Origin of the sequence: uncultured Proteiniphilum sp., from assembly GCF_937873925.1 — a bacterium.
Classification (GTDB): domain Bacteria; phylum Bacteroidota; class Bacteroidia; order Bacteroidales; family Dysgonomonadaceae; genus Proteiniphilum.
Window position 1 is genome coordinate 1 of sequence record NZ_CALNAT010000051.1, and the last position, 13,731, is coordinate 13,731.

Consider the following 13,731-nt stretch of genomic DNA (forward strand, 5'->3'; position numbering starts at 1 on the left):
CAAGAGGGGAAGACCCAAACTCTACGACGGCAGGATCGACATGGCAAACCTGGACAAGTCCAGGGTCGAGAAAATCGATATTGACAAGGGCGAACTCTACACCCTGGTCGCCTGGTCAAAATCACTCAAACAGAAGGTCAGGCTTGCCATCTGGTATGACTGTGAGGGAAGGAATCCCAAACTGTACTTCTCAACCAATACCGCCATGAGCGGCAAGGATGTCATAGAATATTACCGCACCCGTTTTCAAATCGAATTTTGCTTCCGCGATGCCAAGGGATTCACCGGACTCATGCAATCGCAGGCAAGGGATGTGGCGAAGCTCTCTTTCAATTTTAATGCCTCCCTGACCACCGTCAACATGGCAAAGGTGCTGGCAAGGGAAAGAGGCATTCCGTTTTCTATGGCATCCTGTAAGTCGATGATACACAATGCCTATTTGCTTGAGCGATTTATTCGCGTGTCCGGAATCAGACCGAACAGAAGATTAAATGATAAACTTGTCAAAGAACTTATTGAGTTTGCGGCTATTGCCGCTTAGCTATATTTTTAAATTATAACGAACTATTGAAATGACATAATACCTATTAATCCCAATGCGAAAATGAATACAGAATACCGCTGATTATTATAGAATATTTGATACAATCCCAAAATAGTAGCACACGAACTCAATATCAATATTGCAGAATAAATAACTTTTCGCCAAACAGAACCTTGCTTTGCCATAAACTTTTTCATAATAGTTCTTTTATAATTAACAAATTAGAGATTAATTATATAAACTGGTGTAACTGACGAAACAAGCATTCAATAAAAGGAAGTCACCCAATTTCGATAGATTATGTCGGCAATTATTTTCCACAGTTAGGGTAAATTGTCATTCCATTTTCTCATGTTCATTATGAGAATAATCAAAATTACAATTAAAAAACGATATTACTTCATTTTTATTAGTTAAATATAACTAATAATTGTATTTATTCTTGTGGAAAAGAGAGAGCATTCTCTCGGTTTAGTTGAAGATCGTTTCTTTCAGGAGGCCCCGACTCTCACATCTTCAAATTTAATCCTCGTAACCGGTTGAATATATGTTATATAAAATATGACCGGGTGGCGCGGGTGTGCTACTGAGAGTCATTTATTTAAAACGTAGTTGGTCTTTCGACTCTTCTCCAGATTTCAGTCTCTTGTTTACCATCATCCGTTTCACTCAATAGCGTTTTATATAAACGTTTATCCTCTATTTTATATGTATGTTTCAGAGTCTTGCCCATATAAAACGAATTTGCATTGTAATCGATCATTTCGGCATAAACGCTATCTGATTCCAATGTTATTGTCCCTTCGTTGACAATAAATCCACCCTGTGGGGAATATATGAAAAAAGTAAATCTCCCATCCGGATCAATCATCATAAAGGTTCCGGGATAAACCGTCACTTTATTCCCGTTATTATCCACCAGGATTCTTTCGAATATCCATAAACCAGCCAAAGGAGAATTTTTTACATCTTGCTCCGGGTTTTGTGCATTTACTGTTAATCCGCTACCGATTATCAGGCAGATTACAAAATTCAGAATAATTGTTTTCATAGGTGTTCTTTTTAGTTGAACTTGAGTTTTTAATGATCGTGAAATACTGTTTCAGATATTATTTTATTATGCAATCCTTTAAGAAATAACGGTTATGGGTATATTTAAGATAAAAGCATATTTCTTTAAGATATCCGCTACATGACCGATTCCGATTGAGCAATGGTGGGAAGGACCGGCTTTACTCCATCTTTTGATAAACTCCCTGGCTGAAACGGAGAATTTATACCTGCTATTGAGGTTCCCAATGTTAAGGATGGGGCCGGGTACGGATTCGCCTTCAGCAACAAGGAGCGATAAACCGTCGTTCCCTTCTACTACGGATAACAGGGTTACAGGACCGTGTTTTACCGACATTTGAATAGAGAGTCCTTTCCCGGGTTTACCATGGTATACGGGTAACGGAACCAAATGGACTTTTCCTTCTGAGATGATGAAATGAGCAGGGCCATCGTGTCCGAGCATTATAATATCGTCATTGAAATCCATCGCATAGAATTCCGAGAAACAACCGCCAATACCCATTAATGCCATGATTTTCATCGCCTGCACATTTTTAATTTCATACTCTCCGGCTACAGGTATATTTCTTCCGGTTAATAAAGTGTTCCCTGCGATAACAGACGTGATAATGTTCTCATATTCGTTCCCGTTCATGCCGGCATAATAGTACGCCATTGAACCCAGTCTGTGTTTTTCTGCCAACCTGTCCAAGGCGACGGAGGTTTGTGCTGCCCTTTCGATCTCATAGGTAGAGCAGGAATCGTCGATAACAAAAGTTCTTTCAAATTCCCTGATTTTTTGTTCGACCTCCTCTTTCCCGACAGATTTTCTTATATCTGCCAGTTCACACATTTCAAGTACTTCTATATGTGTGCCGAAAACTGTACTTTGCAATGTCAGGTCGGAATATACATCGACCATCCCGCCATAATAATTACCAAGCACTCCCATGCGGTTTTTCCTCATCCCCGAGGAAATTTTTGCGGCTGTGATCCATTCGGAGATCTCTTTCCATGCTTCACTGTCCTCCAGGTATCCCGAAACGATATCATATTTGACCCGGGCACGGTTAAAGACAGATGAAAATTCAGGAACGGAACAAGCCTGACAGTTTGCTAACCATTCACCGGTCATAGCACCCCTGTCTGCCATACTGTTCAGTTTGTCGTATTCTATGGCGGGTAACGGCTGCATATTCAGCAATATAACCGGTATATTCAACCGGCTGACAACCGGGATGAGGGTGGAGGAGAGGGCGTAGGTGGAAATAAATATGAATAATAGTTCCACATCTTCTTTTTTCATAAGTGATGCAGCATCATTCGCCTTGTCGATGTCATCTACTATTCCCGCGTCGATAACCTCAATGTTGTCATAAGACAGCATCTTATTTTTTATCCTGTCCTGGTAACCGGTTAACCGGTCGAGAAGACCTTCGAATTGCCCCCAGTATGTATTCAGTCCAACGCCGAATAATCCTATTTTTACTTTTTCCATGATGGTATTTTTTGTTTTAGATATTCCTATTTGTAAGAAACGACAATAAAGTCTTCCATTAAACCGTAATCGAATAAGTTGTAATCATTTCCCGTATCCTGCCTGTGTACACCGTTCCAATGCCATGGGCCGGCTATGCCTTTGTCGTGATTATAGTGAGGACCTAACAAATTCTTCAGGCTGCCGATTACTCTGACTTCTATCTTGTTGTTGCCTTTCTTCAGATAAGGCGACAAATCGAAGTTGTATGGTTGGTAAGCTATTATACCGGCTTTATGGCCGTTTACATACACTTCCGAAAGCGTTCCGTTCCATTCTTTCAATTGAAGTGCATGGCGGGCGGAGGTATCTTCTATTGTGTAATTCCTGCTATAAGATACGTCCCATGAATAGTAAGGCTGCCCTTGTCCTTTCCAGCTCCCCAATTCCAGCCTGTTAACAGGTTCCCGTATTATCCATCCTTTAGCTGCCGGTTGCAGTAAGAAATCTCCCAATATATATACAGGGGCGATCTCGGCATATATGCTCATGGGTTCCACGCTGAGTTCAACAATATTTACACCGGTCCCGACATATTCCCCTATTTCATATACGCCAAAGCGTGAATCCAGCCATCTTTGCTGAGGATCGGACGAAACCGGTTCGCCGTTTATCCTCACTTTCCATACGTCGGGCTGTTCTGCCACTAATCTGATATTGCGTTTGTCTATATTTCCGGCTACGATAAAATGATATCTTACCTTTATATCCCCGGTTTTGAAAGTATCTTTCTCTACAACGGTCTGTCGGTATTGGATTGCAGAATTCCACGGATTATTCATTCCGAAATGCCGGTAAAGAAGAATACTTGCTTCCACTGTGTACAGGTTTTTATCGTGATGACTGTTTTTTATGGAATTGTCATCTATTATCAGGTTACAAAAGTCGATATTCAGCACATTGTCCTGCATCCTTTTTATTTCTAACGGGCTGTCAGCTTCGAGTTGCTTCCCATCCACCATACGGGGTTTCAACGGATATTCATTACCCTTCGATGATGAACTGAACAGAATAAGACTCCCGGCAGGAGGCAGCATAAATTCGGCTTCGACGAATGGTCCCTGTTGTGCGTATGGATAACCGAAGATGTCGCCCGACATTCCATCAATCTCCATCAATGTTTTACCTTCAACCGAGATTTTTCCTTTAGCGGTTTCGGTCAAAGACGAATTTACGAGAAATACCAGTTCGCCGTCATCGTAACTCCTCCTGTGATGATAGAGGTTATTACCTGCTATATTGCTAAAAGTGATCTTAGTGCTTTGCAAAGATTCTTTGATCGCCTGTTCCGTCGATTCCTCCGTATATGTTTTTATTTTCGACGAGTTTTCAGAGAAAAACTTCTTTAATTCTGCGCTTTCTTTCCCATCCACTAAGGTCGGCGTAGAAAATGCGATCAATACGCCTCCTGCATCGACGAATTTTTTCAATAAACGGAAAGTCATTGTGTTCAGGTTTTCGGTCATGGGAGGGATCACAACCTTTTTGTATGCCCTTTTCCCTACAACAAACGAATTCTGGCTGATCTTTCCATGGTCTTTTATGATATTTTCGGATCCGAGGTCATATTCGACCTGGCTTTTTTCAAGCCTGGTGACGAAATTCTGGAAATTGATGCCGATCTCCATTGTTTTGGGATGTCCCTTTATGTACGAATAATAAAGCCATGCGGTGGTCGTCGGCTCCAGAATAAGCATATCATTGATCTGTTTCCCCTGGCTCAATAGCATCGACAGGCGGGCGAAATAATCGTTTTGCTATTTATAGTTCGACCACCAGGGAGAAAGGGATGTGAAGACCGGCGGATAGTCGTATTTCCGTGCGCCCGTAATGGTCATATGCGATAAGTGCTGGTTCATGAAATTAACGCCTAAAACATACTCCCAGTCGCCTAATCTTTTCAGGTCTTCGAAAGTTACATCCCAGCCCCCGCCTCCGTAAGTTTCACTCAGAGTCCGGACGTATCCCATCTGGTTGGCGACACTGCTTAATTCTTTTACCGATCTTACATTCCCGAACTGGGCCTGGGGATGTGAATCGTTGAACTGGTTGAATAACATGTCAATGGCAGGCATCTGGTGCCACGCATACATGGCCATGTTGTCGCCACCGTGCGACATATCGGGCCAACCGTGTTCCCAGTAATGTCCTGTCCAGTACATACCCTTCCCTTCAGTATACTCAAACCAGGGTTTGGACCAACGGTCGATAAACATCTGGGTCAATGTTTCCATATAGTTATGGCGGACTTGTTTCCAGTTCTCTTCCGTTTCACCGAGCAGAGGCAATACGCTCTTCAGGTCATAACCCCATTGTTTCTGAAAAACCCCGAACAGATCGGGAGTCCAGCGCATGCCCCCGGGACTGGATATATTCGGTTCATCAGTAAAAACGCCTTTGATCTCCGTGCCTAATTTTTTACCGAAATGTTTTTCGTAGCCCGACATGGTTACTTCTATAAATTTCCGGGTAACTCCGGGATATAACAGGTCCACGTATGAAAAACCTCCATGCCAGTCGGTACGGCCATAATAAGTCTTATTATAGAGGTAATATTCTCCTTTTACATTTTTGTAATGATCCCATGTCGAAGTTATATCGATAAAAGTGGCGCCTTCTTTTTTCAGGCAGAGGAAATAGTCTTTTGCATTTTCAGGCAATATCTCTTTTTTTTCAGGATTCAGCCCTTGGCCCTGATTATAGGATTCGGGCATTTGGGCCGGGACATGTCCGCCTGCAAACCCGCTGGGATAGGAGTTTTCGTCATAGATCCAGATGTCCAGGCCAAGTTCTTTCCCTACTTCCACACTATATTTGTACAGATCGAACCACTCATCCGAAAGATAATCGGTGATCATGCCGGGCCGGGGATGTACAAATGCTCCCCCGAACCCCTGGTCCTTGAGTTCTTTCAGCATACTGTCTATATCGGCGCGCGTCACTTTCGTATTCCATACCCACAAAGGCGCTGAACGGAAAGATTTAGAGGGATCTTTCAATTCCTTTTTTAATTTTTCGAATTTCATCACCCTTGGTTGGGGCGGTGATGCATACCCTATGCTGCAAACCAGAACGAATGCAAGAATGATAAAGCTTTTATTCATAAGTGTCTTTGTCTTCATAGTTCAGTATTTATTCTTTTGTTAGTTTTATCGACTGAAAAACCCGTCAAATAGCAAACAGCAAAGATGGAGATTATACCTACAATAGGGACTTTTTTTAAGAATAACATTTGCATCTAAGTTGCTTATTAATATTGCAGGGACATACTTATAAGTACGTCCCTGCAAAGTAACTAAATTTTATGCATTATTGAAAAAACACTTGAAGAACATACTTGATTTTTTTTATACATAAGACAAATAAGAGGTTTAATATCCATATACTTCCAGTTCCATAAAACTTATATAAGTATTGGGAGCGGCCTTTGAGTCGAGAAATACTACCGCTATAAACTGGCCTGTTATTGAAGTTGGAAAGTTTATGGTAAAACTATCACCGCCGGGATATTGCATCTGGACTACCGGCTCTCCCCACGAGGGTTGAGGCGCATCAGGAGTTATCGGCGCATCGCTTATATAAATCTCTATATTGTTCAGGTAGCGCCAGTTTACAGGTGTCGGAGGGTAGATAATAAGATTATCAACCTCTAACAATTGTTTCATGTCTACAACTACGCATTGCGGTAATGGGGTCCCTACCCGGGAATGCCAGCCTGTGGCTATGTTTCCATCAAGAATAAGTACGGGTTGCCCGCCTCCGCCATCACCCCAACCATGATTTCCGTTCCTGGCTTCGGCAGTCCATCCGGTTCTCGGGTATTTGTACATAAACGGTTTTTCAGATTCTCTCCATTCCCTTCCTACCGAATCAATTCCGTTTGGAGGCAAAAAGACTGAACGATATTCAAAAAGTTCGCCCGGTTTTATATCCGGACAAATCAAAGTACTTTCGTCGGGATCTATGCGTATGGTCCGGGTTTCACCCGAAGAGATCACATAGCGCACTTCCGAATAAACCAAGTCAGATGTCTTATTGTTCCATATGATCGTACCGTTTTTGTTCTCATCACGCAGAGCACTCACAATAGTACGGTCTGTAGCACCCATTAAATAATTATCGCCATAAGCGGTACCGGTTACCTCGGTGGGGATAGAGACATTTCCTTGTTTATCGAACGTTTTAACATAGAAGGTGTAAGTACTCTCTCCTAAATTGTCAATATCCACTACAATTGTGTCCTTTTGATCATCAAGATTCACTTTTAGCGAGTCTTGATAATTATTCCAGTAAACCATGGCATAAGTTAAGCTCGGATCCTTCGCCTCGAGCCAGGTAAGCCTGAGCCTGTTATAACCTGCAAGAACTTTTAGCGAATCCGGCCTTTGGGGATATTTCAGTCCGTTGGGAACGATGAATTCCTGATAGATACCGTCCATATCTTTGCATGATGATATGTACCCCGCGATAAATGTTATCAGTAATAAATATATTATTTTCTTCATATGATTGTTTTATTTCATGACAGTTATTCATCATCCCTTAATTGTCCCCAGAAAGTCAATTCTCCAATAATTATCTGGCTCATAGAAGCATCGGTCCCATAAGTATTAAATGTGGATAATATCTTGAAACGCAGATGGGTAACCGTTTGATAGGGATCGGGAGCCTCCTCGGTAGGTACCAGATCGAATTCCGTCCTGTTATACCAGTAGTCATTGTCCTCATCGGTAATAGGTCCCACTTCACGCCCTTCTCCGTAACCCGAAGGTTTGAGTTGTTCAAACTCACCCAACAGTTTCCAGCTATCATCCCAGCTTCCGTCCGGGTTAGGATTGTCACTACCCCATACCTGGAATACGCGCGGTGCGGTACCGGAATAAAGTTCATAGTTTGATCGCGGCCATTTCTGGATGCGGCTGATCGACATCTTGTACCCGAGTTCAATAGTGAACCATTGAGGCATGGGAGCGCTATGCGAGGATGCGTAAAATTCACCGCCGCTATGTGCCTCCGGTCCTGTCCATAACATTTCGAGCCGATATCCGCTATTATTTTCTGCCGGTGTAAAATAGTCTGTAGGAAGTGCGGCATTCCGGAATTTATCTTTTGGAAGTTTGATTTCTTCAATGGGTATTAATGTTTTGAAGATGGTGTCCGATACGTTATTCCACCTATCCCGTAAATATGCGCCAAAATAGGCCGGCGTGGGACTCAAGCCTCTTCTTGCAAATTTCATCGCGACTGATTTTGTGTGAAATGTCTGCAAATCAATCCATTGTGTCCTGGATGAATTTCCTACCGTATCGGCCATTAATACTATGGCAAGGTCGGCATTTGTGTAATTCTCGTTTATCGAGACAATTACACCTCCGAAACTGGCTTCCATGTCAAATTTCACCGTTTGGACAGGAGGGAGTAGCGGCTGGATTGTTGTTGAAACAGGTTCCGACAACTTTTCGTTCACTCCTACGCTATACAGTTTTACTTCCTGCGGACTGGTATTTCCAAAACCTTCTACCACTAATGTATCCACATATCGTGAGGCTTTTGATTCGCAAACCTCTCCATTGCGGGTGTAAACTACCTTTACCCCCCGCAGGTTATCATCATCCGGTATCTTGTATTTGATCGTCGCTCCGCCCGGTTTACTTGTAACTCCCAGAATCGTAACGGGGCCGGGAGCGGGAGCCGAATCGTCGATATGGTCGATCCTCCCCTCTTCCTTACATCCGTAAATGTAAACAGGAATGAGTATACATAATAAATAGCATATTTTTTTCATACGATTATTTCATTTTTTAATTTATCCATTATACTACCATCCGATATTTTGCACCAGATTCGGATTTTGTTCAATTAAGCCGGTCTGAATCGGCCAGAAGTAGTCTTTCAGTGCAAAATTCTGTTCCGCGAGAAGAATTTTCTGATAATAATCTTGCGGCCTGCTGGCCGTGACTTTAAAACCGTAAATCCCTTTCTCATACTCCGAGGGGGCTGTTTTCCAGCGGCGCAAATCCCAGAAACGCTGTCCTTCGAAAGAGAGTTCTATCAAGCGTTCGCGCTGGATGATCTGTCTCATCCCCGCCTGGGTATTATATCTTCCCGGGCTGTTGCTGTATTCGTCCCAGGCTTCCTTTACACCGGGTAGTCCGGCTCTGGAACGCACGGCATCGATATAGAAGAACATCTCATTGCTGTGTGCTCCGTTAGGCCCTTCCGACTCGTTGATGGCTTCGGCATAGAGCAGGTATAGATCGGCTAATCGCAGCATGGGCCAGGGATAAGTGATGGCATCATATCCTGTTGCGGAAGTTTGCCGATTCTGGTAGTGAATTACTTTTTTGGGGTAATAACCGGTAATCGGTCCCCAATCATATCCCTTTTTTTGTTGGGCGCCACCGGCACGGCATGCTACCCAGAATAGATCACCCGGAATAGGATCGTTCACTTCGGCTTTCTGCCCGTACCATAATCCGCCGTCGAAACCCATCCATGCATAGAACCTCGGCTCGCGATTGAAGTTGAGTTCAACGGTGGTGTAATCCCTGCGGAGATACCATCGATGGGTGTTATCTCCCACACGCAAATTATAAGGATTCACACCATTCCACTCCAGGTCGTTTTCGATCGGAATGCCGTTATTGGTATAAAACATTTCGGGAATCTTTAACGGAGGTTGGATATGGTTGTATAAGTTAGGCATATCGGGATATTGATCCCATTGCAGATTGGGTGAAGAGACCATTTGCAGGTTTCTGTTTGCCCCTAATGATGTATGGGTATTTGCCCATATTACCTCACTGTTCCATTTTTCCGTAATGGCGTTTCTCAGATCCAATTCCTGACGGATGGTGTCATTCACCCTTACCCGGCTTTGATGCACAAATAGTTCAAAATTGGCCTCTTCACTTAGCTCTATGGCTTCGCTACAGGCAACAACAGCGGCATCCCACCTGGCTTTCACCTCTTCGGCCGTTTTATCGGTTTTAAATAATTTCGTGCCCCTATTATCGACCAAGGTCGCCTGGTCGGTATTGTTATTGAAGAGCGGGCTTGCCGCATACACCATAATCTTTGCCTTGACAGAGGCTGCTATCGGTTTGGTAATCCTTCCCAGTTCATCCCTGCTCTGGACATTCAACGGGAGGTCTTCCATAGCCTCATCAAGTAATTGAATTACATAATCGAAACACTCCTCCATCGGATCACGGTAAACGCGTACTTCTTCCGTGCTTGCAGTAATGGGCAGGTTTTCTTTTATAATTGGGATCGGCCCCCATTTACGCATCAAATGGAAATGAAACCATGCTTTCAGGAATTTGGCTTCGGCAATCCATTGCAGTTTTTCCCATTCCGGCAGGTCAGGGACTGTTTCTGCATTTTCAATCAGAATGTTGCAACACCTGATCCCCTCGTATATGCCATTCCAATCATTTCCGTAAGGATTAGTGGCATTTTGGAATCCCCGTGCTACATTGAACATGGTTCCACCCCAATACGCGCCACTTTCCCTTCTGTCGTAGATAGACCACAGCTCGTCCCCCGACATATAACCATGATCATTGTCCAAATGTCCTTCCGATGTTAAAAATCCATAGCAGGTATACAAATACCTGATCGCAGTAGAACGCATGGTAAACGCGGTTTCCAAGGTTGCCATACCGTCATCGGGGACAATATCGAGATAATTATTGCAAGCCGGAAGAGCCATTACACAGGCTATGGCAAATATCTTCAGCTTGTTTCTATCTGTTTTTGGAATATTCATTGTAATATAAAGTTATCGGTTAATACTAATTAATTAAATGTCAGGTTTACCCCAAAGTTAAATACCCTCTGTATAGGATACCCAAGCCCATTCCCGGCCATTTCTACATCCCATAGCTTAAATTTACTGAATAACAGGAGATTGGTCCCGCTGAAATAAACCCTGAGTTGATTAAGATGCAATTGTTTCTGCCAGTTACCGGGAATGGTATAGCCAATCTCCAACTGTTTGAGTCTCAGGAAAGAACCATCACGCATAAACCATGTGCTCTGTTGTGTGTTATTGGCATTGACCGTCGGGCTTAGCCTTGGCCAGAATGCATATAAATTTTGGTTGTCTTCAGACCAATGGCTGTCTGCGATCACTTTAAGGAGTTGCGTTTGATGGGCAAAAGGAGACACCCCTATGAATCTGCCGCTATTATCGAATCCCGAGGTATTTATCCAAAAAGATTCGTTGGCAAGCCCCTGGAAGAATATGGAGGCGTCAAATCCTTTGTAACCGGCCGAAAACCCGAATCCGTAGATTATTTCGGGAGAGGTGGGATTCCCGATGGGAACCATATCCGCAGGCGTAATTTGGCCGTCACCATTGATATCGGTATATTTAATATCCCCTCCGCCATATTCTCCCCCAAACATTTGAGGAGGTGAATTCCGGGCTTCAGCGTCATCCATGAACAGCCGTTCTGCAATATAACCCCATTGTTGGTTCAGGGAATAACCCACACGTGACCGCCAATATTCCTTGTAGTCGGGTTCTTCGTAAACCTTGTACCGGCTGGTTGACCATGTGAAGTTTGCACGGGCGGATGTCCAGAAATTTTTGTTCCATACCTGTTGATAATCGGACTGGATATCTACTCCGTGTGCGGTAGCTTCACCGATATTCGCTCTTACGGAAGCCTGTAGTCCCATGGTCGATGGTATCGCAGCGCGGGTCATCAATATATTGCGCCGATGCTCAGTAAAATATTCTGTAATAATATTTACTTTATTCCACAAACCAAGTTCGACTGCATAATTTTGCTTTGTAGAGGTTTCCCACGTAATGGCATCATTTGCATACCGGTTTATCCGGATACCGGCTCCTCCTTTATCTACATTTTCACCAAAGTAAGCTCCTCTATCGCCATCGTTCATATTTACCTGTGACAGGTAAAAGAAACGGTCGCTGCTGCTCCCGATCTGATCGTTCCCTACCAAACCGTAGGAGTAGCGGAGTTTCAGATTGTTAACGGTGGGGTGGAACCGTTCCCAGAATGATTCATTGGAAATCAGCCATGCCACACCTGCCGACGGGAAAAATCCCCAGCGGTTGTTTTCGGCAAAACGCTCGGACCCATTGTACCCGAAATTGAATTCTGCAAAATAACGGCTGTCGAAAGAGTAGGTGGCACGACCGGCCAGTCCCACGTTGCGGGAAGGCAGTGAAAGCTGCAGGTTCCCCTGGTTCGCTGCCAGCCATTCGCGGGTGGTGAATACCAGCAACCCGCTTACACTATGCACATCGAACGTGTTGTTATAATTAAGGCGGGACTCGGTATATGTGGTAGATTCAACCGTCTTGGGACTTTCGTTGTATCCGAGATACTCAGTCCCATTTTCATTGATCCGTTCCAGGTGATACTCACCCGTAAAACTGTCGTAGTTGCCACGCAATTGATACCAGAAAGGATTATATGACCTGTTAACGCTGTACTCTGCCAAACGTGAAATATTCATCAAGGCCATGAAGCTAAGCCCTTCGGTGATAAAATCAAGATTCTGGTTCAGTTCCAACATGGCAAGCATTTGAGACCGCGACCTGTCCTGATAACCTCTCACCATCTCGGCATAAGGATTCCTGTAATTCCCCTGGTAGTTACCGAACATGATATGTTTTACATACTTGAAATCTTCATCGATGGGATAGTAAGCCGGAAATAGCACGGGGTTAGAGTGCATAACCATATGGTATACTTCTTCTCCCGTATACATGGGACCGGTATAATCGTCGAAATTACCGGAAAGCCTTACTCCCAACGAGGTCTTTTTGGTGATATCGATATCTACATTGGCTCTGAGATTATAGTTTTTAAAATTAATATTATTGTTAAAACTATTACGCTTATCAACCTTTAATATTCCGTTGTCTTTGGTGAATGCGGCGGCCACATAATACCGTGCGATATTTCCCCCTCCCGTCACGCTTATATTGCCCCGCATGTTTTGGGTGTGGTCATTGAAAAGCATATCGTACCAATCATTTGCCGGATAAATATAAGGGCTTGAGCCGGGACGCATGGTATTTTCAATCTTATCCTGGCTATAAGGGAGTTCGCCCAGAGGATTCCTGGTTAATACGGCCTCGTTATGCAATTTCATATAGGTGACAGGGTCGGCAAGTTCAATATCGCTTGTCGGTTGTGAGACAGAATTCTCCACCCGTACAAATATTTTTGCCGGGCCTTCCACGCCCCGTTTAGTAGTTACCAATATTACCCCGTTCGCTCCCCGGGCTCCATATAAGGCGGTAGCCGTGGCATCCTTCATGATGGAGAAACTGGCAATATCATCGGGCTGAAGACGCGCCAGGTCTGTTGAGGTCAGCTCAATGTTATCAATCAGTATCAAGGGACTGGTATTGGCCCCGAAAGTGGTTATGCCACGCACAAAGAAGTCGGCATTATCACGGCCCGGTTCTCCGCTCCGCTGATAAGCTATTATTCCCGCCATATTTCCCGCCAGGGCGGTGGTCAGGTTACTCGACGGCACTTTCAGTTCCGAAGGGTTCACCGTCGTGATGGCTCCGATCACACTCTCTTTTCGTTGCTTACCAAAAGCT

The 13,731-nt window shown here is 43.9% G+C and carries 9 protein-coding genes; 1 reads left to right on the forward strand and 8 read right to left on the reverse strand.

The genetic code is table 11. The features are described 5' to 3' along the window. Positions 1–541: transposase (locus tag Q0502_RS03725; protein WP_298647290.1), on the forward strand; the 541-nt coding region annotated here is incomplete at its 5' end. A 604-nt stretch (positions 542–1,145) separates the two neighbouring features. Here the strand turns inward: Q0502_RS03725 and Q0502_RS03730 are convergent. The 8 genes from Q0502_RS03730 to Q0502_RS03765 form a co-directional block, all read right to left on the reverse strand. Further along, a complete protein-coding gene (locus tag Q0502_RS03730) occupies positions 1,146–1,595 on the reverse strand; it encodes a DUF4488 domain-containing protein (protein ID WP_298647292.1) in 450 nt (149 codons plus the stop codon). Positions 1,596–1,673: 78 nt separating this feature from the next. Then, the gene (locus Q0502_RS03735; protein ID WP_298647294.1) at positions 1,674–3,095 is read right to left on the reverse strand and encodes an L-fucose/L-arabinose isomerase family protein; all 1,422 of its coding nucleotides are present in this window, start codon (positions 3,093–3,095) and stop codon (positions 1,674–1,676) included. Positions 3,096–3,121: 26 nt separating this feature from the next. Next, positions 3,122–4,831 carry a sugar-binding domain-containing protein gene (locus Q0502_RS03740; RefSeq protein WP_298647295.1) on the reverse strand — a complete coding sequence of 570 codons (1,710 nt, stop codon included), beginning with the start codon at positions 4,829–4,831 and terminating at the stop codon, positions 3,122–3,124. Between the two features lie 60 nt (positions 4,832–4,891). Beyond that, on the reverse strand, positions 4,892–6,256 hold the full coding sequence (locus Q0502_RS03745) for a glycosyl hydrolase (RefSeq protein WP_298647297.1): 1,365 nt from the start codon (positions 6,254–6,256) through the stop codon (positions 4,892–4,894). Positions 6,257–6,505: 249 nt separating this feature from the next. Then, positions 6,506–7,639, reverse strand: a complete 1,134-nt coding sequence (locus tag Q0502_RS03750) for a DUF4998 domain-containing protein (RefSeq protein WP_298647299.1) — start codon at positions 7,637–7,639, stop codon at positions 6,506–6,508. A gap of 23 nt (positions 7,640–7,662) precedes the next feature. Next, on the reverse strand, positions 7,663–8,919 hold the full coding sequence (locus Q0502_RS03755) for a DUF4959 domain-containing protein (RefSeq protein ID WP_298647301.1): 1,257 nt from the start codon (positions 8,917–8,919) through the stop codon (positions 7,663–7,665). 33 nt (positions 8,920–8,952) lie between these two features. Then, entirely contained in the window at positions 8,953–10,905 is a 1,953-nt protein-coding gene (locus tag Q0502_RS03760; RefSeq protein WP_298647303.1) for a RagB/SusD family nutrient uptake outer membrane protein, read from the reverse strand. A 29-nt stretch (positions 10,906–10,934) separates the two neighbouring features. Next, on the reverse strand, positions 10,935–13,731 hold a 2,797-nt coding region (locus tag Q0502_RS03765; protein WP_298647305.1), incomplete at its 5' end, for a TonB-dependent receptor.